The 26,729-nt window shown below is 39.1% G+C and carries 24 protein-coding genes; 2 read left to right on the top strand and 22 right to left on the bottom strand.

Translation table 11 applies throughout. The features are described from left to right. Positions 1–24: 24 nt before the first annotated feature. Together BAU15_RS14070 and BAU15_RS14065 are read right to left on the bottom strand one after the other, a co-directional pair. Positions 25–915: a deoxyribonuclease IV gene (locus BAU15_RS14070; RefSeq protein WP_161843362.1), complete on the bottom strand. Its 891-nt coding sequence runs from the start codon at positions 913–915 to the stop codon at positions 25–27. Between the two features lie 100 nt (positions 916–1,015). After that, entirely contained in the window at positions 1,016–1,924 is a 909-nt protein-coding gene (locus BAU15_RS14065) for an AEC family transporter (protein ID WP_161843420.1), read from the bottom strand. 414 nt (positions 1,925–2,338) lie between these two features. Between BAU15_RS14065 and BAU15_RS14060 the strand changes: the two genes are divergently transcribed. Continuing rightward, positions 2,339–4,795 (top strand): transglycosylase domain-containing protein, encoded by a 2,457-nt coding sequence (locus BAU15_RS14060; protein ID WP_420022133.1) that lies wholly within the window; start codon positions 2,339–2,341, stop codon positions 4,793–4,795. Positions 4,796–5,149: 354 nt separating this feature from the next. Here BAU15_RS14060 and ccpA read toward each other — a convergent pair whose 3' ends face one another. Next, positions 5,150–6,151, bottom strand: a complete 1,002-nt coding sequence (ccpA, locus tag BAU15_RS14055; RefSeq protein WP_161843361.1) for a catabolite control protein A — start codon at positions 6,149–6,151, stop codon at positions 5,150–5,152. 200 nt (positions 6,152–6,351) lie between these two features. Between ccpA and BAU15_RS14050 the strand changes: the two genes are divergently transcribed. Continuing rightward, positions 6,352–7,455 carry an aminopeptidase P family protein gene (locus BAU15_RS14050; protein ID WP_161843360.1) on the top strand — a complete coding sequence of 368 codons (1,104 nt, stop codon included), beginning with the start codon at positions 6,352–6,354 and terminating at the stop codon, positions 7,453–7,455. Between the two features lie 1,145 nt (positions 7,456–8,600). On the opposite strand, the gene BAU15_RS14045 is transcribed toward BAU15_RS14050, so the two are convergent. The 19 genes from BAU15_RS14045 to prfB form a co-directional block, all read right to left on the bottom strand. Further along, entirely contained in the window at positions 8,601–9,206 is a 606-nt protein-coding gene (locus BAU15_RS14045; RefSeq protein WP_161843359.1) for a YtxH domain-containing protein, read from the bottom strand. 18 nt (positions 9,207–9,224) lie between these two features. Continuing rightward, on the bottom strand, positions 9,225–9,662 hold the full coding sequence (locus BAU15_RS14040) for a DUF948 domain-containing protein (protein WP_161843358.1): 438 nt from the start codon (positions 9,660–9,662) through the stop codon (positions 9,225–9,227). 387 nt (positions 9,663–10,049) lie between these two features. Beyond that, positions 10,050–10,982 carry a UTP--glucose-1-phosphate uridylyltransferase GalU gene (gene galU, locus BAU15_RS14035; RefSeq protein WP_161843357.1) on the bottom strand — a complete coding sequence of 311 codons (933 nt, stop codon included), beginning with the start codon at positions 10,980–10,982 and terminating at the stop codon, positions 10,050–10,052. Positions 10,983–11,021: 39 nt separating this feature from the next. Further along, a complete protein-coding gene (locus BAU15_RS14030; RefSeq protein ID WP_161843356.1) occupies positions 11,022–12,041 on the bottom strand; it encodes an NAD(P)H-dependent glycerol-3-phosphate dehydrogenase in 1,020 nt (339 codons plus the stop codon). Positions 12,042–12,103: 62 nt separating this feature from the next. Beyond that, on the bottom strand, positions 12,104–12,937 hold the full coding sequence (gene lgt / locus BAU15_RS14025; RefSeq protein ID WP_161843355.1) for a prolipoprotein diacylglyceryl transferase: 834 nt from the start codon (positions 12,935–12,937) through the stop codon (positions 12,104–12,106). A gap of 11 nt (positions 12,938–12,948) precedes the next feature. Beyond that, on the bottom strand, positions 12,949–13,884 hold the full coding sequence (gene hprK / locus BAU15_RS14020; protein ID WP_161843354.1) for an HPr(Ser) kinase/phosphatase: 936 nt from the start codon (positions 13,882–13,884) through the stop codon (positions 12,949–12,951). A 125-nt stretch (positions 13,885–14,009) separates the two neighbouring features. Beyond that, the gene (locus tag BAU15_RS14015) at positions 14,010–14,366 is read right to left on the bottom strand and encodes a phage holin family protein (protein WP_161843353.1); all 357 of its coding nucleotides are present in this window, start codon (positions 14,364–14,366) and stop codon (positions 14,010–14,012) included. Beyond that, positions 14,366–14,689 (bottom strand): PspC domain-containing protein, encoded by a 324-nt coding sequence (locus BAU15_RS14010; RefSeq protein ID WP_161843352.1) that lies wholly within the window; start codon positions 14,687–14,689, stop codon positions 14,366–14,368. Before BAU15_RS14010 ends, BAU15_RS14015 begins: the two co-directional genes overlap by 1 nt. Positions 14,690–14,764: 75 nt before the next feature. Beyond that, a complete protein-coding gene (gene liaX, locus BAU15_RS14005) occupies positions 14,765–16,369 on the bottom strand; it encodes a daptomycin-sensing surface protein LiaX (protein WP_161843351.1) in 1,605 nt (534 codons plus the stop codon). A 433-nt stretch (positions 16,370–16,802) separates the two neighbouring features. Further along, positions 16,803–17,474 carry a phosphate signaling complex protein PhoU gene (gene phoU, locus BAU15_RS14000; protein WP_161843350.1) on the bottom strand — a complete coding sequence of 224 codons (672 nt, stop codon included), beginning with the start codon at positions 17,472–17,474 and terminating at the stop codon, positions 16,803–16,805. Positions 17,475–17,484: 10 nt separating this feature from the next. Further along, entirely contained in the window at positions 17,485–18,243 is a 759-nt protein-coding gene (gene pstB / locus BAU15_RS13995; protein WP_161843349.1) for a phosphate ABC transporter ATP-binding protein PstB, read from the bottom strand. A 46-nt stretch (positions 18,244–18,289) separates the two neighbouring features. After that, positions 18,290–19,096: a phosphate ABC transporter ATP-binding protein PstB gene (gene pstB / locus BAU15_RS13990; RefSeq protein WP_161843348.1), complete on the bottom strand. Its 807-nt coding sequence runs from the start codon at positions 19,094–19,096 to the stop codon at positions 18,290–18,292. A gap of 12 nt (positions 19,097–19,108) precedes the next feature. After that, the gene (gene pstA / locus BAU15_RS13985) at positions 19,109–19,993 is read right to left on the bottom strand and encodes a phosphate ABC transporter permease PstA (RefSeq protein ID WP_161843347.1); all 885 of its coding nucleotides are present in this window, start codon (positions 19,991–19,993) and stop codon (positions 19,109–19,111) included. Continuing rightward, positions 19,993–20,913: a phosphate ABC transporter permease subunit PstC gene (gene pstC, locus BAU15_RS13980; protein WP_161843346.1), complete on the bottom strand. Its 921-nt coding sequence runs from the start codon at positions 20,911–20,913 to the stop codon at positions 19,993–19,995. The genes pstA and pstC overlap by 1 nt, the downstream gene beginning before the upstream one ends. 130 nt (positions 20,914–21,043) lie before the next feature. Next, a complete protein-coding gene (locus BAU15_RS13975; protein ID WP_161843345.1) occupies positions 21,044–21,901 on the bottom strand; it encodes a phosphate ABC transporter substrate-binding protein PstS family protein in 858 nt (285 codons plus the stop codon). A 466-nt stretch (positions 21,902–22,367) separates the two neighbouring features. Next, positions 22,368–23,789, bottom strand: coding sequence for a cardiolipin synthase (gene cls / locus BAU15_RS13970; protein ID WP_161843418.1), 1,422 nt, complete (start codon positions 23,787–23,789; stop codon positions 22,368–22,370). 143 nt (positions 23,790–23,932) lie between these two features. After that, positions 23,933–24,817, bottom strand: a complete 885-nt coding sequence (gene ftsX, locus BAU15_RS13965; protein ID WP_161843344.1) for a permease-like cell division protein FtsX — start codon at positions 24,815–24,817, stop codon at positions 23,933–23,935. Then, the gene (ftsE, locus tag BAU15_RS13960; protein WP_161843343.1) at positions 24,810–25,496 is read right to left on the bottom strand and encodes a cell division ATP-binding protein FtsE; all 687 of its coding nucleotides are present in this window, start codon (positions 25,494–25,496) and stop codon (positions 24,810–24,812) included. The genes ftsX and ftsE overlap by 8 nt, the downstream gene beginning before the upstream one ends. A gap of 103 nt (positions 25,497–25,599) precedes the next feature. Continuing rightward, positions 25,600–26,716 (bottom strand): peptide chain release factor 2 gene (gene prfB, locus BAU15_RS13955; RefSeq protein ID WP_161843342.1). Its coding sequence is split into 2 segments (ribosomal slippage): positions 25,600–26,643 and positions 26,645–26,716, totalling 1,116 coding nucleotides; the frame shifts between segments, so codons are not numbered across the junction. Positions 26,717–26,729: the final 13 nt, after the last annotated feature.

Below are 26,729 nucleotides of genomic sequence, written 5' to 3'. Positions count from 1 at the left end.
TTTTTTGAAAATACGTCGCTATTCTTATTGATTTTCTATTTTATTCAGCAAATCGGGATCAAAAACCTTTGATTTCAGCATAGCAATTTCAAAACCATAAGGAGCCTTCGCTGTTTTTTTATCTGGTCCAACATACGGTGTTTCTAGAATTTTAGGTAGTTCAGTTAATTTCTCATGGTGTACGACTTGGCTTAACGCATCAAACCCAATCGTACCAAAGCCGATATTAGCATGACGATCCTTATGTGAGCCCTGCGGATTTTTGGAATCATTGACATGTAAGACTTTTAGACGATCTAAGCCAATAATTTTATCAAACTCCGTTAGTACGCCATCGAAATCTTCGCGGATATTATAGCCAGCATCATTGGTATGACAGGTATCAAAAGTGACAGAAAGTTTTTCATTCAAGGTAACCCCGTCAATAATTGTTGCTAATTCTTCAAAGGTCCGACCAAGCTCCGTCCCTTTTCCTGCCATGGTTTCTAAGGCAATTTGGGCTGTTTGTTCCTTGGTTAAGACTTCATTTAAGCCTTTAATAATTTGTTTCAAGCCAGCATCGACACCCGCACCGACATGTGCACCTGGATGTAAGGTAATTTGCGTCGCGCCTAGTGCTTGGGCCCGCATAATTTCTTCTCGTAAAAATTGAGTAGCAAAGCCAAAGTTTTCTGGTTTAATGGTGTTCCCTAAATTGATGATGTACGGCGCATGGACAACAATATTGGAAAGATTGTGTTCAGCCATAAACTGTTGACCCGCATCAATATTCATTTCTTCGACTGGTTTTCTACGGGTATTTTGTGGCGCTCCCGTGTAAATCATAAAGGTCGTTGCCTTATAGCTAGCCGCCTCTTCTGCTGCTCCGACTAACATTTTTTTACCGCTCATACTTACGTGAGATCCTAATAACATAATTTAGCTCCTTTTTATTTACTCTCTTCTTTGTAACAGATATTTGCTCATTTATAAAGAAATCTGTCTGAACCGGTGTCAAAATTAATCAAAGAATTTGTTAAATACCGATAAAAATTAAGGCCAGTGTCATGCCAAAAAGTCCAATAATAAAACTGATTGAAGAAGTAAAACCGACGACTTCTGGTGCCATTCCCGCCTGCACGCTGTTAATGACGGAGAAGGTTGGGATAGGTGCAAAACAAAGTAAACAGAGAACAATCTTAACCGTATGTGGTAGGGGTAGCAGATAAAATAGAACAAATAAGATCAAACCAAAGCCGAAGCGCACACCGAGTGCTCTTTTTACTAAGGCGTAGCTTTTCTTTGGTAATTTTAATTCCAAGTACAAGCCCACCATAACCATCGACAAAAAAGTATTGGCATTCGCCATTAGTTGTAGCATGTCGATTAAGGCACGAGGCAAGTCAATTTCTCCAGAACGAAGAATCAACATTAATAAATACGCTGAAAAGGGCACGGACTTAAGGAGTTTCTTAACGATTCCAAAAGCTGATACAGGCGCCTTCTCACCGACAATTTTGTCGATAGCCACAGTCGTTCCGCCGGCAAGCATAATACTGTTTCCCATATCAAACATAGCCAATAGGGGTACGGCCGCAGGGAAAAAGCTTTGCAAAAACGGCAAGGTGAAATTTCCTACATTATAGCCAGAAACACTATACATAAAATATTCGCGTTCCTTCATTGATTTATTTTTTGAAAACAACGCACCGATAAAAATCATTAGGCAATTTAAAACAAAGGCAGCTAATAAAAGAAAGAATAAGTTCGCTTGAATTTTTAAGGTAGCGAGGTTAACGATAATTGCTGCAGGTAACGTGAGGTACAAGATGATGATGGACAAGGTGCCACCGTCAGCTTTGGAAAGTAAGTTCAGCCGTTTTAAACTATAACCAAGTAGAATGATAAAAAACAGCCCTAAAGCATTGAAAATAATGGTCTCGATAATTTTTTCCTTCTTTCTTACAAAAAATGAATTCAGTCTCCCCTCGCTGTCTAAGAACCAGAATTTTGTTTCTAGACTATCTAAGTAGCGACGTATCCCTTTTTTTGTTTCGTGTTCATGACTCTCTACTTCTATGTATCAATATTTCGCCAGGTAAGCCACTCCTCTTTGACCACTCTTTTTAGAAAAATTCAGCTTCCTTTTCTCTACAGGATAAAAGGAAGTCCAAAGAAGTTCACATGAGGATTGTTAGACGTATCCTCTAATTCTACCCGAAAGAATGGCTAAATAAAAGAAATTCATGGGCAAATATCCCCTAATTATGAAGTTTTTCTTCAGCTATTGCCCCCATTTTCCCACTAAGCTATTCATACGGATGTTTATTTGCTATAATTATACGGTATAAATTAAAAAATCGAGGTGAGTTCATTGCCCCCATTAAACAATGAAAGGCACAATCAAGACACGAAAAAACACCAAACGTTATTTCGACTAAATATTGTTGTCCGCGTGATTCAGTCCTTACTAACGGTCGGCGTTGTTTTACTGATACTAGGAGGATCCCTTGCGCTAGGCATCGGAACGGGCTATTTTGCCTATCTTGTTGAGGATACTACGATGCCCACGAGAGATGAGTTGAAACGTGATTTAGGGAATATCACTCAAACCTCCAAACTAACTTACAGTGATAACAGTGAGATAGCGACTATTCGTTCAGATTTAATGCGAACTGCCGTAGGTTCTGAAGAAATCTCGGATCTCATAAAAAAAGCCGTCATCACGACCGAGGATGAATATTTCGAAGAGCATAAAGGCTTCGTACCAAAAGCGGTCATTCGGGCATTAGTCTCTGAAGCCACTGGGATTGGCTCTTCAGGGGGGTCAACACTAACGCAGCAATTGGTTAAGCAACAAATTTTATCTGATGAGACGACTTTCAAACGTAAAGCCAATGAAATTATTTTATCTATGCAAATTGAAAAGTATTTCTCAAAAGATGAAATCGTGACGACCTATCTCAATGTTTCCCCTTTTGGCCGTAACAACAAAGGTCAAAATATTGCGGGTGTCCAAGAAGCAGCCAGAGGAATTTTTGGCGTTGATGCCAAAGATGTGAATATAGCGCAAGCTGCGTTTATCGCTGGATTGCCACAAAGTCCGATTGTCTATAGTCCCTATACGAATACGGGCGATTTAAAAGAAGATTATTCGCTGGGACTCAAACGTAAAGATTTTGTACTGTTCAGCATGTATCGGGAAAAGGCTCTTTCTAAAAAAGAATACGAAGAAGCGAAAGCCTACGACCTATCCAAAGATTTCTTGAAAAAAGAAGCAGTCAAAGCTGACGACCAAGGATTTCTCTACTATGCCGTCCTTGAAGAAGCACAAGATGCAATCGCAAAGAAAAATGCCAAAAAAGATGGTATCAGCGACGAAGACTTTGCTGAGGAAGCCACCTACACAGCCTACAAAAATCGTGCCAAAAAAGAATTAGAAAATGGCGGTTATACCGTCCAATCAACGATTGATAAAAATATTTACGCTACCATGCAAGAGGCTGTGCACGATTACGGCTATATGCTCGACGATGGTTCTGGCTCAAGGATTGAGACTGGAAGTGTCTTAATGGAGAACAAAAGTGGTAAAGTCTTAGGCTTTATCGGTAGTCGAGATTACAATACCGATCAGAATAATCATGCTTTTGATACTGTCCGACAAGCAGGGTCTTCTATCAAACCAGTGCTTGTCTACGGTCCAGCGATTGATCAGGGATTGATGGGTTCTGAGACACGAGTTGCCGATTATCCAATGAAGTATAAAGATGGCGGAACAGAGTTAGCTAATGCTACAAATAAAGGCTCAAAAACCTTTCAAACGGTTCGAGAATCGCTAGAATGGTCAAATAATATTCCGGCCTATCATATTTATCAGAAGTTAATCGAAGAAACTGGCTCAGATCAATTTGCCTACGATAACTATTTGAAAAAAATGAACTACCCCGCCTCTCATGACTGGGGCGTGGAAGCAGCACCTTTAGGAACTACGGATGTTACAACACTAGATCAAACAAATGGGTACCAAACCTTAGCCAACGGCGGTGTCTATCAAGAAGGCTATCTGATTGAATCAATTAAGGACAATGAAGGAAATGTCGTCTACCAGCACGAAGCAAAACCAGTAGAAGTCTTCTCCCCTGCTACAGCTTCCATTATGAATGATTTAATGAGAAGTGTGATTGATGCTCAGATTACTTCACCGTTCAAATCAGTCATTAGTGGGCTGGATTGGAATTTAGCCAATGCTGATTGGGTTGGAAAAACGGGGAGTACCGATAACTACGCCGACTCATGGCTGGTACTTTCGACACCCAAAGTTACGATTAGTAATTGGTCAGGACACGGTGAGGCCAATATCCCAATGAATGATGGAAGTGGTGATCGTTCAGCGAATTATATGGCGTATGTGATTAATAAGATCCATCAGAAAAATGGCGATGTCTTCGGAACTAACGATCGTTTCAACCTTTCTAAAGAGGTCAAACAAGTCAAAGTTTCCGACTTCACAGGTGCCCTACCAGCAACGGTTGACTATCAAAATTACAAACTGCAATCGCCAGGAAAAGAAGTCACTTCATTGTGGGCGAAAGATGGCGTAACAGATAGCACCTTCAAGTTTGGGATTGGTGGCACAGATGCCAACTACTCTTCTTATTGGAAAGCTTATCTTGATCGAATAGCTGCAGAACAGAAGAAAGCCGAACAAGCTGCCAAAAAAGCAGCAGCAGATAAGGCCGCTGCCGAAAAAGCTAAAAAAGACAAAGAAAAGACCAACTCCTCTGAGAAAAAACCAGCAGATAAAAAAGAGGATTAAAGCAGTAAGTTGCTTGAGGTAAAAAAGAACTCAACAAAAAGACAGACAAGCATGAAGCATTACTTGGATTATTCTAAAGGAATGAACGAGTTTATCAGCAAAAGTTTGCCTATAATTAAGAGCTATTTTCTGGTGAACACACTTCAGAAAATAGCTCTTATTCGTTTTCTTGTTTATCCGATTAGTCATTATATTGCTTTTGATGTTCTTTAATATTATCTAAACTCAAATGATTACTATTTACTGACCGTCACTTCCTCTATTTTGAAAAAGCAAAAAAGCTTGTCTACATCACTGTGGACAAGCTTTTTTCGAATAAACGGTGTTCCAGAAGTAGCTTCTGTTACAGCCTTTTTATTTAGTCGAGCCTTTTTTATCAATTCCGTAAGGTAAGATAATTGTTTTTTCTTCGACTTCTTCTTTGTTCATCATTTTTGTTAAAAGACGCATTGCCACAGCACCGATATCGTATAAAGGCTGTGTCACGCTTGATAAGCGTGGGCGCGCAACATCTGTTAATAATGAGTTGTTGCTTGTGATGATTTCAAATTCTTCAGGCACTTTTACCCCAGCATCTAACATGCCATCTAAGATACCAATTGCTAATTCATCATCTGTTACGTAAGCAGCAGTTGCGCCACTATTACGGATACGATCAGTTAAGGCAAGTCCGTCTTTAAAGTTATAAGCTGATTCAAAAACAAGTCCTTCGTTGTAAGATAAACCATTTTCAGAAAGTGCTTCTTTGTATCCTTTCACACGGCTTTGACCATTGATTGGATCAATTAATGCTCCACTAACAAAAGCAATTTTTTTGTTGCCATTTTTTGCTAGTAAATCTGTAGCATCTTTGGTTGCACTAGCGTAGTCAATATTTACACTACCTACTTGCTCATCAGGATCGATTGAACCTGCCAAGACCACAGGCGTTTTAGAACGAGAGAATTCACCACGGATTTCATCAGTAATATGATGACCCATGAAAATCACACCATCCACCTGTTTTGCTAATAAATTGTTCAAAACATTGACCTCTTTTTGGTCATTGCCATCAGAATTAGCTAAAATAATGTTGTATTTGTACATTGTCGCAACGTCATCAATTCCACGAGCAAGTGAAGCAAAAAACATATTACTTACATCCGGGATTAAAACCCCAACTGTTGTTGTTTTCTTACTTGCAAGGCCTCGGGCAACGGCATTTGGACGGTAATCTAAGCGATCAATCACTTCTAACACTTTTTTACGAGTGGCTGGTTTTACATTTGGATTGCCATTCACAACACGAGAAACAGTGGCCATAGAAACGTTGGCTTCACGCGCAACATCATAAATTGTAATTGTTTGTTTTTCCATGAAAATTCTCCTATTCATTTTTATATTCCATTTTCTGAAAATGCTATTTACATTTCTAAACTAGAATAGCAGATTCTATAAAATATTGCAACCGTTTTACTCCCGTTTTCATGAAAATTTTTCATTCGTTTCAATTAGTCTGCCGAATGGAATAGTGGTACAATGGATAGGAGAAATCATTACAGAAAGAAGGATCACGAATGAATAAAATCAAATTAGCAGAATTGACAGATTGGATGAAGCAAAATCACTCAGATTTGGCTTATATCAGCGATCCCGGTCACATCGCCTATTTCGCTGGCTATGAAAGTGAACCACATGAGCGGGTGCTTGCGTTGTTTGTTCCCGTCGACAGCGACCCTTTCTTATTCACACCGGCTCTTGAAGTAGAAGATGCTCAAAACAGCTCGTGGGCTTATGATGTTGTGGGCTACTTAGATAGCGAAAATCCTTGGAATAAGATTGCGCGTGAGATTGAAAGTCGTTATGGCAAACCTCAGTCTTTAAGTCTTGAAAAATCAAACTTAACATTAGATCGTTTTAACCAACTAGAAGATGCTTTTCCAGAGACTGATTTTTCCTCTGATTTGAGCCCACTTATTCAACGACTACAGTTACTTAAAACTGAAGAAGAAAAAAATAAATTGATGGAAGCTGGCTCATGGGCAGATGTGGCTTTTGAAATTGGCTTTAAGACCATCAAAGAAGGCGTAACTGAACAAGAATTAGTGGCCGAGATTGAATATCAACTAAAACGTCAAGGCGTTATGGCGATGTCTTTTGACACACTTGTTCTTGCTGGCAAGAATGCGGCGAGTCCTCATGGTAATCCAGGTAAGAACGCGGTGGCTAAGAATGAACTCGTTCTATTTGACCTAGGGGTTGTTTGGAACGGTTATTGCAGCGATGCCACTCGAACAGTTGCCTATCATGAACCAACGGAATTTCAAGAAAAGATTTATTCAATCGTGCTCGAAGCACAACTTAAAGCACAAGCAGCAGTTAAACCAGGTGTCAAAGCCAGTGAGCTAGATAAAATTGCTCGCGATGTCATCGAAAGCTATGGCTATGGTGAATACTTTAATCATCGTCTTGGGCATGGAATTGGTACAACTGTTCATGAATACCCTTCTTTAGTAGAAGGCAATGATCTTGTAATTGAAAAAGGTATGTGCTTCTCACTAGAGCCAGGTATCTATATTCCAGAAAAAGTCGGTGTTCGTATCGAAGACTGTGTCTACGTCACTGAAGACGGCTGCGAACCCTTCACAAAAACTTCGAAAGAATTACAAATTCTTAACTAACTTACTCAGATAAGATAACCGTCCGAAGGCACATTATTGTGTATCGGACGGTTTTTTGCTTCTCAACAGATAGAATCTTACAGTTGATCAAGGTATGGGAAACACCTGACCGTCGCTAAGAAATGCTCCGTGTCACTCAACAAGAGATTTTACTTTTACTTCAGATGAGCGGTACAAACTGGCTAATCAAATACCACAATTGTCTGATTTTATAATTCATAAACTGTTATTTTATGTAGATTAGAGAGATAAAAATAGACCCTTTTTTCCCTACTAGTCTTCATTCGCACAGATTTCACGATAAAAAGTGAAGTGAAAAGAGTGAGTTCACCAGAAAAACCTACTAGGTAATGGATTCTTGCTATTTGACGCTCTTCTATAAATTTCTGAAAGTGTGCGAATAGACACTAGTGGGAAAAAATAGTGAAACCTCTGTGCGAATGAGGAACAGGACTAGCTATAGATTATATTTTTTGATTTTATTATAAAAATTGCCCATAGAATCCCCTATCTATAGGATTCTTACTCCCCTGTACATTTCAATTCGAGCATTGTAGTGAAGAGAAATGTACAGTTTATTCCCACTAGTCTTCATTCGCACAGATTTCACGGTAAAAAGTGAAATGAAAAGAGTGACTTCATCAGGAAAACCTACTAGACAATGGCTTCTTGTCATTTGATGCTCTTCTAAAAATCTCCAAAACTGTGCGAATAGCCACTAGTGGGAAAAAATCCAAAAATCTCTAATTATCAACACTTTACAAAAAATTTTTAAAAAGCAATTTGTTATTGCCAGTCCCACTTATATAAGTAAATTAGTGGGATGGTAGGCGTAGAGCAATCTCGTAAACTGGAACAGTTCACTCCATTTGAAAGCTCCTAGCTGCCAGTCCCACTTACCAAGTTTCGCAGTAGCAGGATGGTAGGCGTAGAGCAATCTTGTGAAATGGTACATTTCACTTCTTTTTTATCATAAGCTTTCAAAGTTCTTTTAAAATCTTTTTATCGTTTTCTAAAAGTCTCGGAATCCGATGCACTCTGGATAAGTCTTCCCTTTGTCGATAGGAAAAACACGATGGATAGCCACTGACGGCAAAAAAAGCTGTGACATTCGCCACAGCTTTTGCTATTCTATTCGATTATTCTTAGATTTGGTCTTTTGTTTCTTCAGCTAGGTCTTTCGCTGTTTCTTGAACTTGCTTGCTGCCTTCTTCAAGGGTTTCTTTTGTTACTTCTTTTGCCTCTTCCACTACTGGCTGTGCTTCATCGACAGCTTCTTTTAGCGTATCTTTGCTATCTTCAGCAGTTTCTTTGACATCAATGATGATATCTTCAGCTGTTTCTTCAGCTAAATCTGATAATTCATCAGCGCCGTCTTTAACTTCAGCAGCAGACTTCTTGAAACGATCAGTCAAATCAGCTGATTGTTGTTTTAATCTTTCTAACATAGAATCTGAAATATCGTGTGCATCATCAAAAGAACTACTTGTTTTATCTTTAATATTTCCAGCCAAGTCACCTGCTTGTTGTGAAAGAACTGTTGCTTTTTCCTTTGCAATTGATCCAAGCTCAGAAGATTTATCCTTTGCATAATCTGTGTAGTCAGACGCCATATCCAATAAATCATCCGCTTGTGCAGCTAAATCTTGACGTAACTCTTTACCTGATTTTGGCGCAAGTAATAACGCGGCAACAGCAGCAGCTGTCCCACCAATAACGGCACCTAATAAAAATCCACCATTTTTTGACATAACCAAATTCCTCCTACTCTATTTTGTATTTTTTTCTGTTGATTTGCTATTTCTGAAAAACTTATAAGCAGTTCCGCCGACTTTTGACGCAACACTTGCTTTCGCTGTTGATTTGCCCACAGAGGTCACTTTATTTAATAGATGCTTACTTGAGCTATTCAAATCAGAAACACTTTCACTCAAATCAGCTACAGCAGTGAACAATGGGTCAATTGTGGCTACTTTGCCATTGACGTCATTCAATAGCTCATTACTTTTAACCAATAGTCCCTCCACTTGACGGGACAAAACATCCACATCATTTGTCACAACATTGACTGTTGTTTTAACTTCTGACACTACATTATCCACATTTTTTAGTGTTTTTGATAATTGTAATAGTACAGGAATCAAAAAGACAACTAATACAACTAGCGCCAGTGCAGCTAGTAAACCTGCGATTTCTAAACCTGACATTTTAACACTCCTTTCAGCCTATAAACCTTATACTTAGCATAGCATTTCCCCATTTTTTGTACAAATAAAAACGCATACTAAATTAAGAAAATCTGTTATCTCTATTGTACAAGAAAAGCAACACATTTGAAACAGTACAGACTTATAAATCTGTCGCATATAGGAAAACTCAGATGTAAAAGACAAAGATTTCCTTTTTTATCAGACTGAGCTAACAGAAGTAAACACTAAAATTGATTTAATAAACAAATCGTAGGTTTTACATTGATTAACAGCACGAATCCATTTAACTAATTCTAGTCGTTTGCCGCCATCTTATATACAGAAAAAGTGGCACATTAATCGGTTTGATTAGTGTACCACTTACTAAGTTTTGTCTTTTTATTTCTATTCTTTTGTTGGTTTGTCTTCTTTTTTGGCTACTGCTTTTTCTGATTTCTTTTGTTCTTCAGCCAGTTCTGCCCCTAAGTCGATAATGTACTGTTTTAAGTTCTTACTTACTTCAGGATGCGTTAAGCCATATTCGATACTAGTTTTCATAAAGCCAAATTTATCGCCAACATCATAACGTTTGCCGGTAAATTCTTGTGCAAAAACGCGTTGTGTTTTGTTTAGCGTATCGATGGCATCAGTGAGCTGAATTTCATTGCCAGCACCGGGTTCTTGATGTTCAAGCACATCAAAGATCTCAGGTGTTAACAAGTAACGGCCGATGATTGCCAAGTCACTTGGAGCTTCTTCAGGATTTGGCTTTTCAACGAAATTTTTAACATTGAACAAGCCTTTTTCAACTTCTTCTCCTGGATTGATAATACCATATTTTGAAGTATCTTCATGTGGAACGCGCATCACTGCTAAAGTCGACGCGTGTGTTCGTTCGTAATCATTAATGAGCTGCTTCGTTAACGGAGTAGTATCTTCCATTAAGTCATCACCCAGCATCACAACAAACGGTTCATTGCCAACAAATGCTCGTGCTTGAAGTACGGCATGGCCTAAACCTTTTGGATGAGATTGACGGATAAAATGAAGATTCACATCGGTTGTTTCTTCTACCAATTTTAGTAGCTCTGTCTTGCCTTTTTCGCGTAGGTTGGTTTCTAGCTCCACATTTGAATCAAAATGATCTTCAATCGGGCGCTTTCCTTTACCGGTAACGATTAAAATATCTTCGATTCCTGATTTCAATGCTTCTTCAACAATAAATTGGATTGTCGGTTTATCAACAATCGGCAACATTTCTTTAGCCATTGCTTTGGTAGCGGGTAGGAAACGTGTTCCTAAGCCGGCTGCTGGAATAACTGCTTTTCTGACTTTCATGCTTACTGCCTCCTAATTTACTAATTACTAGTTTACCTTTTATTTGATTGAAAATTCATTCTCTATTTTGCCATCGCGTAACATAATATCTTTCGCGGCAGCTTTAATTTCCTTACCTTCATAAAGAACGCTATAAATGGTTTCTGTGATAGGCATTTCAACATTGACCTGATGCGCCAGTTCAATTGCTGCTTTAGTAGTAGAAACACCTTCAACAATCATCCCCATATTCTCCAAAACTTCTTGCAGATTGTGGCCTTTACCCAGAAGGTTCCCAGCTCGCCAATTCCGTGAATGGACACTGGTACAGGTCACGATTAAATCACCTACACCACTCAAGCCGATAAAAGTTAACGGATCCGCACCCATCGCAACACCTAGGCGACTTATTTCAGCTAGCCCACGCGTCATGATAGCAGCCTTCGCATCATCACCAAAGCCTAAGCCATGAATAGCACCGGCACCAATCGCGATAATATTTTTTAATGCTGCACCCATCTCGACACCGATGACATCTGTATTTGTGTAAATGCGGAAATAATCATTCATGAATAAGTCTTGGACGTAGGTCGCCTCTTCCACTTTTTCACTCGCCGCTGTAATTGTTGTAATATCGTGCACGGCCACTTCTTCTGCGTGACTAGGTCCAGATAAAACAACCAACCCACGCCGTTTTTCGACAGGGATTTCTTCACATAGAATCTCAGAAATTCGTTTGTGAGTTTCTTGTTCCAACCCTTTACTGGCATGAATAATCAATGGCTTGTTCTTTACTTTTTTGACAAACTCTTGTGCCACTGAGCGAATAGCTTTGGTGGGAACTACAAAAAGAATGGCATCTGCCCCATCAATCGCTATCTCTAGTTCTTTTTCTCCACGAATCGACGCTGGAATTGTTAAATCTGGTAAATAATGACGATTAGTATGATAAGTATTAATCTCATCAATCTGAGCGGCGTTATTGCCCCAAATTCGAACGTCATGTCCGTTTTCTGCCAAGACCTGTGCTAAGGCAGTCCCCCATGAGCCTGGGCCTAATACTGCAATTGTTTGTTTCACTTAAAAGCGCTCCTTCTTGTTTCTTTTCCCTGTTAGTTTACCATAGTAAACATGGGTTTTCATTAAATTAGCCATTGGTTCTCGCCCAATGTCCGATTATATTCTTGTAAATGACTTTCTTTTTTTCGACGCCAAATGAGCAATGCGATTGCGCCAACGAATAGAATAGCTGATAGGGCTTGTGAAACGCGTATATTGGCAAAGAGGTACAAGCTGTCTGTCCGCATTCCTTCGATGAAGAAACGGCCAAAGCTATACCAAATAATGTAGCCAAGAAAGACTTCCCCTTGTTTAAGTAAGTGTTGTTTTTTACGTAGGAAGATTAATAAGATAAAGCCCAGTACATTCCACGTTGATTCATATAAAAAGGTTGGTTGGCGGTAAGCACCGTCAATGTACATATTATCGATGATAACCTGTGGTAAATGTAGTCCCTTTAGAAAAGCCTCTGTGGTCTTCGCGCCAAACGCTTCGTGATTCATAAAATTTCCCACGCGACCAATCGCTTGAGCTAAGATCACACTCGGTGCTGCGATATCCAGAAAGGTCCAAATAGAGATAAAATGATATTTGGAAAAAAAGTATAACGTGATTCCACCAGCAATCAAGCCACCATAAATGGCCAAGCCCCCAGAACGAATATTAAAAATCTGGATGGGATCCTCTAAGTAGAGTTGAATATCAAATAGAACATAATAGAGACGCGCGCCGATAATTGCCATAGGTAAACCCCACAACATAAAATCTGTCACATCATCTTTTTTTAAACCGACACGCACCGCTTCACGGCTGCTGAGCCACATTGCAATGGCAACGCCAGAGACAATCAGTAAAGCATACCAGTAGATAGGCAAGCCAAAGAAGTTGAACGCTACACGGTTGATTTGTGCCAACATAGTAAAACTCCTTAATTTGCAGAATTTTCTTCAATAAGTTTAGTTAATCGTTCTTCAAAGGTCTTCGTCGCATCATAACCCATTGTTTTTGCACGGAAGTTCATGGCAGCCACTTCAATAATGATCGCGACATTTCGCCCTGTTTTGACAGGAATCTTAATCTGCGGTACATGGACTTCAGCAATCTCGACCGTTGTGTCATCAGAACCTAAACGATCATATTTCTTATCCTTTTCCCAAGATTCAAGATAAACCGTCAGCTGAACTTCTGTTGAGCCACGGACAGCACTTGCCCCAAATAAGTTCATCACATCAATGATACCAATCCCACGAATCTCAATTAAATGTTGCAGGATTTTTGGCGGTTCACCAACCACTGTTAATTCGTCTTGTTTATAGACATCCACACGGTCATCCGCAATCAGTCGGTGCCCACGTTTAATTAATTCTAACGCTGTTTCACTTTTCCCGATACCACTATCCCCTTGAATTAAGACACCCAGGCCGTAGACATCAACTAAAACGCCATGAATGCTGGTACGAGGAGCCAAACGGCTATCTAGATAACTAGAAATCTCGCCTAATAGACGGGAAGTTGAAATAGGTGAGCGCAAGACAGCAATATCATATTCTTCTGCTGCTTGAATCATTTCTTTAGTTGCTTCTAAGCCTCTAGAAATTATAAATGCCGGTGTATCCGGGCTGCACATCCGTCTAATCACCATCAAACGTTCTTCCGGTGTCATACGTTCAGCAAATGTTGTTTCTTTACTTCCAAATAATTGTAAACGGTCATGAGAATAATAATTAAAATAACCTGTTAATTCTAAACCAGGTCGTGATACATCACCTGTGACGATGTCACGGTCTAAACTAGTAGCGCTGCCTGTTACGACTTCCAGCGATAATTTATCGACTAGCTGACTTACTTTGACAATCTCTGTCATTACAGTCCCTCATTTCTTATAGTATTCTGTACTATTTTATCATTATCGCAAGCAAGATACTAGAAAGAAATAACCTAAGCTGAGATTAATACTACTCTAGCTTAGGTTATCTATGAATTTCTATTTTATTGATATTTTGACATCGTATGCTCACTGACAATTGTGTTCACTAAAGTCATGATCACCGCAACAAGAATTGCTGCGCCAAAAGAGGAAAAGCCAAATTGCTCTGCACCGACGAAAAAGGAGGTCAATTTTAAGATAATCGCATTGACCACAAAACTAAACAATCCAAAAGTCAAAAGTGTAAATGGTAAAGAAAGGATTGTTAAGACAGGTTTCACTAGCATGTTCAACAGGGACAGAACAAAGCTTGCGATAATGGCTGTTGGAATCCCTTGGACATGAACCATGCTAGGAAATAGGACTGCTAATGAGATAAACGTCAACGAATTTACAACCAGTCGTTGGAAATAGGTCATTAGAAATCACTCCAGTCATCCTCATCAATTTTTTCAGCTTGTTTACGCGTTGCTTTTTTACTATCTTTGTAGCGCGGTCCTTGGTAATTGTTGCTTTGGTAATATGGGTTATCATGACCGTAGTTATTGGCTTGTTTGCGACCTGAAGGGATGAGCAACGCCATGATAATATATAAAATTATTGGGCTTCCAATAAATAAAAAGCTAGCTGCAACATAAATGACACGAGCAATCGTTGGGTCGATCCCAAGGTATTCAGCAATTCCGGCTAATGTCCCTGTAAGAACTACATTTCGATTTGATTTTGTTAATTTTTTTCTCATTATTATTCACCTCTATCCCTTCAAATTTTACACTAGAAAGATGCAAAATGCACCTTTCTAGTTCAAAAAAATTAGTTATTTATCTGTATCTTTTATAAAGATACTTCCTGTTGTTGTTGATAAGCTTACTTGCGCCATTTGCTCTTCAGAGACACGGCGGAATTGAAGCATTTGATTCGTACGTTCTTTCTTTTCACGAACAACTTCATAGTCACTCATACGGCTATTAATTCGGCCAAGGCTTGTTTTAGCATAGCCATCGACGCCTAATTCAACAGGAATCGCAACTTTGACATTCCCGTTGACAGAACTTGCTTCTATCTTGTGTAGCCCAGCACTTTTCGCAGTGATTCGGATATCCCCATTCACTAAGGAAACAGAAACGTTTTGCGGCGCTTCATCAAATGAGGCATTCCCGTTAACTGTTTCAACGATTGAATCTAAAATCTGGCTGTCAGATACACCAATATTGCCGTTAACTCCTTCAATTTCTAGCATCGTTGCTTTAATTTTATTCAATTGGATGTTGCCGTTTGTTGATTTTGTATAGGCATCTTTGACTTCCAATTCATCGATCGTCAAATTACCGTTTAATAGTTTGACAGACACATGGTCGTAGACCCGTGTTGGTAAGTAGAACACCAAGTCTGCGCGAATCCGTTTGTTGGGAATTTGGAAGGAAATTTGGTCATCATCGACGTTAATTTGACTTCTTTGCTCGAACGCTTCAAACGGAGTTTCGGCATCCATCTTGCCATAAAGACGAATCTTCGCTTCAACTTTGACATCTTCCTTATCCCACGTTTTGAATTGGATATTTCCGTTGGCCACTTTGACATCTAAAATGCTCGCTTGAGGTGCTTCATAATAAAACTCATGCTCGAATTTTGTTGACGCAATGCCTGGTACGCGTAAGCTGATATCTTTCCATTCCATATTGTCATTGACTGACTCAGAAACCGTTTGGAAAGTTTGTTTGAGGAATTTGCCCAATTGAGTACCAGCTTCTGCCATTTTCCCGCCAACTTGACCTAATGTTTCATTGGCTTGGTCTTTCCAATCATCTGGAATATCAAATTTCGAACCAATCGATTCTTTTGTTTCAGACCATTGATTTTTGCGGATATTTTTAAGCTCTGCTTCTAATGTTAGTTTTTCTTCTAACAAATCGCTCAATGTGTCTTCTAAGTCTTCCAACTCACCTTGTAAGGCTTCACGGTTTTCCAACTCTTCATCCGTCAAACTACCTAATTCTTCTTTGGTGTCTAACTGCATTGATTGTTCTTGTTTTTCTTTGATTTCTGTGCGAATTCCTTGGATTTCAGCATTGATCTCATCCAATTCAACGGATGCTTGATTGGCTTCTGTCGCTAAATCATCGAGAATTTTTTCTAAATTTTCTTTGTCTTCTTGTTCTTTATCTTTCAAATCTGGAGTTGGTTCTTCGACCTCTTGCCCATTTTCTAAAGCATCTATTAATTTATTGATTTTTTTGTCCTCTTCTGAAGAGCTATTTGCTTTATTCGTCAGGTCTTGATTAGTGGAAGAAACTTTATCCGCCGCCTGTTCAATGTGTTGTTCGTCTTTTGCAGTTGCCATCGTTTCAAGTAAATCTAATGCTTCCTCAGTGGAGAGCACACCTTTTTTTACTAAATCTAAAATACGTTCTCTTTCTTTCATGGAAATTGCCTCCTTGAGCAAATTTATTTTGCAAGGTTTTCCTTACATGCTTATTATGCCTTTTTTTTTACCAAATGTCATAGGACTTTAGTTGTAACTTTTTCTCTGTCTCAAGGTGAAATTTAATTTTTTTGACAAATAAGGCCCATTTATTATCAGGGACTCTTTCTCACCTCAGAAACTCGAGACAAAAATTTATATAACTTTTGTCTGAAGTAACCTCCTTTAATAGTAGAAAGCCAGAAAAATCTAGAAAATAGGTTTGAATGTTTACCTAAGATTGAATATTAGTAAAGTGCATCTAATACCTATAAAAGCATACAAAAAAACTGAGACTGCTGTCAATCAGACAAAAGTCTCAGTTTTTTAATGGTTCCTTATGCAATAGCGATATAGATTGGTTCATATAATTTTATTAGCCTATCTATAGCGACTATTCATCGTGATTCGTGTTTAATTCAGTAATCTTGCCTGTCGCTAAATAGACAATCCATTCACAGATATTTGTCACATAATCAGCGATACGTTCTAAGTAAGTTGCTACATGCAGATAATCCGTCCCACTGACAACTGTTTCTGGGTGATTTTCCATTTTTTTAATCGAGCTATTGTAGATCTGAGTGAAATATTCATTAACCCGTTGATCCATGTTAGCAATCGTGCGGGCATCTTTTTCGTCGGTCTTCACGTAGGCTACTAAGACGTTATCGACCATTTTTTTAACGTAATCAGACATGTCAGAAATTTCTTTTTCGATTTCTGGAATCCGTGTTTCACCTTTGACGCGAATCGTTGATTTTGCGATTGATACCGCATGGTCAGCCATTCTTTCCAAGTCAGAGCTGGCTTTCATAACAGTGATAATCATGCGTAAGTCGGTCGTTACTGGTTGTTGTAAAGCAATCATCTCAAAGCTTTTCTTTTCCAAACGAACTTCCATATCATTGATCGCGACATCATTTTCGATGACTTCTTTAGCCAACGCTTTATCATGTTTGATGTATGATCGAACAGACTTATGCACCGCGCTACTGACCATCATACCCATCTCATAAAACTGATTGTGAAGGTTTAATAGTTCTTCTTCAAATTGTGTACGTAACATATTTCTCCTCCTATCCAAATTTACCAGAAATATAATCTTCTGTTTCTTTCTTTTCAGGTTGTAAAAAGATTTTTTTGGTGTCATTGTATTCAATTAGATGACCATCTAGGAAAAAGGCGGTCTTATCTGAAATCCGTGAAGCTTGTGACATATTATGCGTCACCATAATCATCGTGTATTGTTCGCGTAATTCTAATAGTAGATTCTCAATCTTCCCAGTCGAGATTGGGTCTAGTGCACTGGTGGGTTCATCCAATAGAATAATCTCTGGACTGACCGCTAACACCCGAGCGATACACACACGTTGTTGTTGCCCACCTGATAGTGAGAGCGCACTCTTGTGCAATTTGTCTTTGACATCTTCCCAAACAGAGGCTGCCTTCAAGCTTTCTTCCACTACTCGATCCAACTCTTGTTTGTCTTTGACACCTTTGAGCTTCAAGCCATAAATGACATTCTCGTAGATTGAAAATGGGAACGGATTCGGCTGTTGGAACACCATGCCGATTTCTTTTCTCAGTTCAACTGTGTCCGTTTTAGGACTATAGATATCATTGCCTTTATACATCACACTACCTGTAATCGTCACACTCGGAATCAGATCATTCATGCGATTCAACGAACGCAGATAGGTAGACTTACCGCAACCAGAAGGGCCAATCATAGCAGTAATTTGGCCTTGTTCAATCGCCATATCGATGCCTTTTAAGGCTTCTTTTTTTCCATAATATAGATGTAAATCTTTTGATACGATGATTTCATTTGTCATCTGTGAACCTCCATTTTAGCATTCCTCTGTTCTTAAAGCAAAAAGCTTAGCCAAAGTGACCTGAAACATAATCTTCTGTTGCTTGGACTTTTGGTCGAGTGAAGATTTTTCTAGTTTCATCGTATTCAATCACTTTTCCTAAATAGAAGAATGCCGTGTAATCACTGATACGCGCTGCTTGTTGCATATTATGTGTCACAATAATGATCGTGTAATGGTCTTTCAAATTAATCAAAGTTTCCTCGACCGTCCCAGTCGAGATTGGGTCTAGGGCGCTAGCTGGTTCATCTAAGAGTAAAATATCAGGTTTCATGGCAATCGCGCGAGCAATACAGAGTCGCTGCTGTTGCCCACCAGATAAAGCTAAGGCACTTTTATCTAACGTATCCTTTACTTGGTCCCAAAGAGCGGCTTGTTTTAAGCTAGTTTCGACAATTTCATCTAATTTCCTTTTATCTTTTTCACCATGCTGTTTTAAAGCAAACGTGATATTTTCATAGATTGATTTACTAAATGGATTTGGTCGTTGGAACACCATGCCGACACGCTTACGCATTTCATAGACATCGACTTCTTTTGAATTAATGTTAACATCCTTATACATGATTTCCCCAGTCACCTTGGTATTAGCAATCCCATCATTCATACGATTTAATGAACGTAGATAAGTTGACTTACCACAGCCAGAAGGACCAATTAAAGAAGTGATTTTATTTTTTTCGAATTCCAGTCCGACGCCTTTGATGGCTTCATTTTCACCATACCAGACATGTAAATCGTTGGTGTGTAGCGCAATATTCTGTCTATCCGGTACTGAAATGATATTCGTATCATTTAAGTCATATTCTTTCATATGATCGTCTCCTTATGCTGAAGTCATCTTTTTGTGTAGACGTTTGCCAATGGCACGAGCGCCAAAGTTGAAGAGTAGCACAGCAATAATTAATACTGCTGAAGCCCCTGCTGACACTGCGGCCCCATCAGGCATTGTGCCTTCTGTGTTGACCTTCCAAATATGAACAGCCAGCGTTTCTGCTTGGCGGAAAATACTAATTGGACTTGAAACGCTTAATGGGTTCCAATTGGTAAAGTCTAGTGCTGGTGCGCTTTGACCCGCTGTATAGATTAAAGCCGCTGCTTCTCCAAAAATCCGACCTGAGCTTAAAATAATTCCTGTCAAAATTCCTGGCAATGCTTCTGGAACGACAACTTTCGTCACTGTTTCCCAACGTGATAAGCCAAGTGCTAAACCTGCTTCTCGCTGCGTATAATGGACTGCCCGTAACGACTCTTCTACATTTCTTGTAAGCAATGGTAAATTGAATAAGGTTAAGGCTAGTGCCCCCGAAATAATCGAGAAGCCATATTGAAATTGAATAACAAAAATCAAGAATCCGAATAAACCAACCACTACTGAAGGTAATGAGCTTAAAATCTCGATGGACGTACGAATGATATCTGTCAGCCAATTCTTTGGCGCATATTCTGATAAATAAATTCCGGCTCCCAATGAGATGGGAAAGCTGATAATCATAGTGATGAATAACAAATATAAGGAATTAAATAATTGAATCCCGATTCCTCCGCCAACTTGATAGGCTTTTGAGGGCTCCGTTAGAAATGCCCAAGAAATATGAGGCACACCACGCACTAAAATATACAGTAGTAAAGCTGCGAGAATTAAAACAATAATTCCTGAGATGACATAGAGTATCCCTGTAGCAATTTTATCTGATTTTTTTGCATCCATTATTTAAGCGCCCCCTTCTTACCAATCATGCGGATAACAATATTGAAGAAAAGTGACATTAATAATAGGATTAAGGCCAGCGACCATAACACATTATTTTCGACAGTTCCCATAATCGTATTTCCAATTCCCATAGTCAAAATTGACGTCAGTGTTGATGCCGGCGTTGTAAGGCTAGACGGCATTAAGGCGGCATTCCCGATCACCATTTGAATGGCTAACGCTTCACCAAAGGCCCGCGCCATCCCGAAAACAACTGCAGTCAAAATCCCTGGAACAGCCGCTCGTAAAACAACTTTGTAAATTGTTTGCCAACGTGTTGCTCCTAAGGCCAATGACGCTTCTCGATAGTAACGAGGCACTGATTTTAAGGCATCCACGGTCATCGTTGTGACAGTTGGCAAAATCATAATGAATAAAACAAACGTTCCTGCTAAAATCCCGAACCCTGTGCCACCGAAAACAGAACGCACAGCAGGTACAATTACAGATAAACCGATAAAACCGTAGACAACTGAAGGGATTCCGACAAGCAGTTCGATAACCGGTTGTAGAATTTTCGTGCCTTTTTTAGGTGAAATCTCTGTCATAAAAACAGCTGCGCCAATCGCAAACGGTGTAGCCACGATAGCGGATAAGAACGTCACGATAAACGACCCAACAATCATAGGTAAGGCGCCCACCATGGGTTTGCCATCAGCTCCCAATTGACTAGGATTCCAATCAGAACCGAATAAAAAATCAAGGACATTAATTTTATCCACGAAAAATGTCGCTAATCCTTTGCTTGCGACAAAAAAGAAAATTGAAATAACGACGAGGACGATTAGCGCAATACATAGAAAACTCAAAAGTTTCCCTCGTTGCTCCATCCGTGCCCTTTTTGATTTGGTAAGTAAGACTTTTTTTACATCTTCCAAGCTAGTTCCCCCTCTAAACGATCAGCTATCACTGATAGTTGCATACGTTTCTTAGTTTACTGTTAGAACATCAATTTGGCTTTAACTTCATGTAAAGGTTTTGTGTAGATTGTAAAATTTGTGTAAAGATTTATTTCTCGATGATTTCCCCTTGCCAATCTCGCTCGATAGCCATTTTTGAAACTGGGATATAGCCCAGCTCACCGACAATCTGTTCTTGAATCTCATCAGATAATATATAGTCTAAAAATTCTTTGGTTAAATCAGTTGCTTCGCCGTTTGTATACATATGCTCGTAAGCCCAAATCGTCCAAGCGTTCGTTGTCACGTTCTCATCAGTTGGTGCAACCCCATCCACTGTTAAGGTAGCAACATCATCAGTAATATAAGAGAAGGCGGTATAGCTAATAGCTCCCGGTGTGTCCGCTACAATTTGACGAACCATACCACTAGAATCTTGTTCTTGAGATTTGATAGCCGTTTCCCCATCAAGCACCCATTTTTCAAAAGTACTACGTGTCCCACTACCTGCTGCACGATTCAGTATGACAATCGTTTGATCAGCACCACCCAATTCTTTCCAATTGGTGATTTCTCCTAAAAATACTTTGCGTAAATCAGTCAGAGAAATATCTTTTAAGCCAATATTTTTATTGACAATTGGTGCAATTCCAACAACAGCAACCTTATGGTCAACAAGTTTTTCTGCATCAATCCCTGATTTTTCTTCAGCAAATAAATCAGAATTTCCAATCTCTACGGCGCCCGATTGTACCTGACTCAGCCCCGTTCCACTACCTCCTCCTTGGACATTCACAAATCTCCCCGGATTCTTTGCCTGGTAGTCCTCTGCGACCGTTTCAACTAATGGTTGGAGTGCAGATGAGCCAACTGCTGTAATTGATTCACCACGGTCAATCCATTTTGAACAACCGGTTAATAAAAGTAATGAACCAAACAATGCCAGAATAATTCTATTTTTTTTCATGTATAAACTCCTCTTTAGAAAGATAAAATCAAGTATAGTTTACCATGATATTTACAGATTGGAAATCAATTGTCGAATATCAATAACAAATAATTGAAAAAAAAGTCGATTTTTTTGACTCAAATACTATCTCGAAACCAATCAATGTGCTATACTAATCTTGAAATGCGTCTCTATAAAAGAACATTCTACTCGCTACTTATCTATCGATTTCCCCAAAATCATAGATTCCCCAAAAGTATTGAAATAGAATTGTTTCTGGACGGTTTCATCATTTCTTCGACATTCCCCATATGTTTGCTGAAATGATCATCCCTTTTGAAAGTGTATTGTCTACAAGACGATGCACTTTCTTTTTTTATTTGTATAATAGCAACAGATAAACGCCAATTACTTCTTCAATAAAAGAACTGCTTGCCACAAGAAAAAATTTTTTTCTCGTAGCAAGCAGTTTATTTATAACAGATTATAAGAGTGGTGAGATCAAGCGGGCAAGCCCTTCCTTAATTTTGATTAGGAAGCCACGTTGCTCATATCGTTCACTTGTTAATAGTGCGGAAACTTTTGAATCTTCGTAGAATTCTTTTCGCAATTCCTCAGCAAGTCGCTCATCGTAAATGATTGCATTCACCTCGAAATCTAGTCTAAATGAACGGACATCGATGTTTGCCGAACCAACTGAGACAATCCCGCCATCAATAATCATCGTTTTCGCATGAATAAAGCCATTTTCGTAAGTTTCAATAATTGCTCCATAATCCAGTAACTCAGCTGCAAATGAATAAGTTGCCCAGTAGACTAACATATGATCCGGTTTATTAGGAATCTGAATATGCACCTTAACACCAGAAAGCAGCGCTAACTTCAATGCCTCATGAATCGACTCATCTGGAATATAATAAGGTGTTTGAATTAAAATTTCTTTTTTAGCCACAGAAATCATTTTTAGATAGGTCATTTTAATCTGCTCATGCTCTGAATCAGGACCGCTAGTGACAATCTGCATAGCTTTGTCGCCATCTGAGGTAATCGTTGGAAAGAAGCTTTTCTCGTAGCTTACCTCTTTGGTATGTTGTGAGTTCCAATCCATTAAAAAACGGTTTTGTAAGGCATAGACCGCCTCTCCGTGAATGCGCAAGTGATTATCACGCCAATAACCAAAACGCTTAACAAGCCCCAAATACTCAATTCCAACGTTAAATCCACCTGTATAACCAATTTCGCCATCAATAACAACAATTTTTCGGTGATTGCGATAATTAATACGAGGATTTAAATAAGGCACGAACAACGGAAAGAAAAGTGCCACTTCGCCATCAGCTGCTTTAAGTTCATCAAAGAAGCTCATGGATACTTGAGTAGAGCCCCAGGCATCTAATAAAACACGGACCTTTACGCCACGCTGGGCAGCTTTTATTAAGGCATCCCGCACTTCAATTCCTAGACTATCGCTGCGATAGATATAATATTGTAAATGAATATGGTCGGTTGCCTGATTGATATCTTCTAGTAAAGCATCGAACTTTTCTCGCCCATCGGTAAAAAGTTTGACTTGATTTTTGGTCGTATATAAAGAGCTTTCAAAAACCGTCAACATGTAAATTAGTTGCTTGGGGTCTGCTTGACCAGTTGGCGGATGTGGATAAAGTCCACGCATTAGAGCAAGTTTTTCTTGCTCAATTTCAATATTCATCCCTAACTTAGCTTGCATTTTCAAATCAAAAATTTTATCTTTGGAAATACCACGACCAAAAAAGATATATAGAATAAATCCTAACACTGGAATAAACATCAGAACCATTAGCCAAGCCCAAGTTTGAGCTGTTTGTCGACGCTCTCGAAAAACGATAATTAATGAAAGTAAAATATTAGCGATTAATAAAATCATCGAGAGATTGCTGGTAATAAACTGCAAAGACTCACCCCCTAAAGATGGAAACACATTCCTTTCAAGCATACCCAAATTGAAATTAGAAGTAAAGAAAAAGCGAGCAAAATTTGCTCGCTTTCAACTTATTTTTGATTTGTTTTTTAGATTTTAAGGAATCTACGCATAGAGATAATTGATCCCATTGAACCAATAACGACCCCTATACCGACAATCAATAGATCGATTTTCCAGATAAAGTCATCTGGTTGTAACAATGAATAGTTTGATCGTAAGAACATTGGGTTAGTCAGTCCATAAACTGCTTGATAACCAAATGTGATAATTAAAATAGGAACAATCGCACCAATTAAGCCAATCCAACCGCCTTCTATAAAGAACGGCCAACGAATATAGCCATTTTTGGCCCCTACTAAACGCATAATCTGAATTTCACGTTTTCTAGAGAGAATCGTAATACGGATCGTATTTGATATTAGGAACATGGCAACAAAAATTAATAGCGCCGCCGCACCTAATCCCCATGTCTGAACTGCACCAGCAATCTTCATGATTTTATCAGAAGAATCACCACCGTAATCTGCTTTAAAAACAGCTGGCAATTTCGCCGCTTTTGCCGCAACAGCTTTCGTTTGACTAGGCTCGGTCGTGCTGATTACAAACGTATCATATAGTGGATTACTATCCCCTTCAAAAAGGTTCCAGGCATCCCCCATTGCACTCTGAATTTTCTTTAATTCAGCGTCTTTACTTGAGAATGTAACATCCTCAACATTTGTTAATTTGCGTAATTCAACTTCCAACTTATCAATCTCATCTTGCTTAGTTCCCACATCAATAAAGACGGAAACATTCACATTATTTTCGATATCTGTAGCTAACTTAGTGGCATTCATAATGACCGCTAAAAACACACCTACCAAAGTCAAAGTGATGGTTACCGCACTAACTGAAGCAACGGTCATCCAACCATTACGCTTTAGACTTTTAATACTTTCTAATAGGTGACGGAAAAAAGTTCTAATCATCGTATCCGTATTCCCCTTCCGCTTGATCTCGAATTATTCGACCATTCTCAATAGCGATTACGCGGTGCCGAATTCTGTTTACGATGTTACTATTATGCGTAGCCATCACGATCGTTGTTCCTTGACCATTAATCCGATCTAATAATTTCATGATATCCCATGAATTATCCGGATCAAGATTCCCCGTAGGTTCATCAGCAATTAAAACCTTTGGCGTATTTACGATAGCGCGAGCAATTGAAACTCGTTGTTGTTCCCCACCAGAAAGTTCACTTGGGAACACTCGAACTTTGTGTTTTAAACCAACCAGGTCAAGAACTTCCATTACCCGTTTTTTGATTTCGCGTGGTTTTCTGCCAACGACTTGCATCGCATAGGCAACATTTTCATAGACAGTCTTTTTCGGCAACAATTTATAATCCTGAAAGACAATTCCAATATCACGTCGTAAGTAAGGAACTTCCCGATTTTTTATTTTTAATAAGTCGTGGCCAGCAACATTTAGGACGCCTTTTGTTGCTTTTTCTTCACGATACATTAATTTGATAAACGTTGATTTACCGGCGCCAGAAGGGCCTACCACGTATACAAATTCACCTTGATCAATATTGATCGAGATATTTCGGATGGCAGTTGTCCCATTTGGGTACTTTTTCATTACATCCTGCATTTCAATCATGGCTATCTCTCCATCTCTTTATATTCAATCACAAATCATTATAACATGTAAACATTGCAACTATCTTTCAGCAGTTTACAATTATATTTCAATTCAATGAATTCTAACGAGGCTCATTCTGAGTTAAGCGCATTTTCAGATAGGCATCGATAAAATGATCTAGATCGCCATCCATCACAGCTTGCACATTCCCTGTTTCATAGTCAGTCCGATGATCTTTAACCATCGAGTAAGGATGGAAAACATAGGAGCGAATCTGTGAGCCCCAACCAATTTCCATTTGTTCCCCTTTTAGTGCAGCTGCTTCTTGTTCTTTTTTCTCGATTTCGAGTTGATAAAGTTTTGCTTTCAGCATGCCCATCGCTTGTTCTCTATTCTTTAATTGCGAACGTTGTGCTTGGCTAGCTACCACTGTTCCAGTAGGTAAATGGGTAATTCGCACGGCTGATTCCGTTTTATTAATATGCTGACCACCCGCTCCACTTGCTCGGTAAGTGTCAATTTTTAAATCATCTGAGTTAATCTCTACCTCGACTGTACCGTCTAACTCAGGCATCACATCGACTGAACAAAATGAAGTGTGGCGGCGATTAGCCGAGTCAAAAGGAGAGATTCGCACCAAGCGATGCACACCCTTTTCAGATTTTAAATAGCCATATGCATTGTGCCCTTTAATTAGTAAAGTAACACTTTTAATCCCTGCTTCATCGCCTGCTTGATAATCCAATGTCTCCACTTGATAACCATGCTGTTCTGACCAACGCGTGTACATCCGTAACAGCATACTACCCCAGTCTTGGGATTCCGTACCCCCTGCCCCCGGATGTAATTCTAAAATAACATTATTCTTGTCATAAGGTTCATCTAAAAGCATTGATAATTCGTACGTAGCTAGTTTTTCATCCAACTGATTGATGCGCGTTTCCAATTCGACTTGTAAATCTGCATCAAATTCTTCCTGTTGCATCTCAGCCATCACAGTCAGTTCTTCTAATTCTTCGGCCAACTGATTAAATTGATCAAAAGTTTCCTTATTGGCATTATTTTCATTAATTATTTTTTGGGCATGGACACTATCGTCCCAAAAACCAGGTTCAGCCATCTGATGCTCTGCTTCGGCAATATCTTCCTCCAGCTGATCTAAGTCAAAGAGACCCCCTAAAACTTGTGACCTTTTGTTCCATGGATTCTAGTAAATTTCGTATTTCAGCAATTTCCATTTCTATTCCTTCT

Source organism: Candidatus Enterococcus huntleyi, from assembly GCF_009933175.1.
GTDB lineage: Bacteria > Bacillota > Bacilli > Lactobacillales > Enterococcaceae > Enterococcus_K > Enterococcus_K huntleyi.
This window is presented reverse-complemented; position numbering and strand designations above follow the sequence as displayed.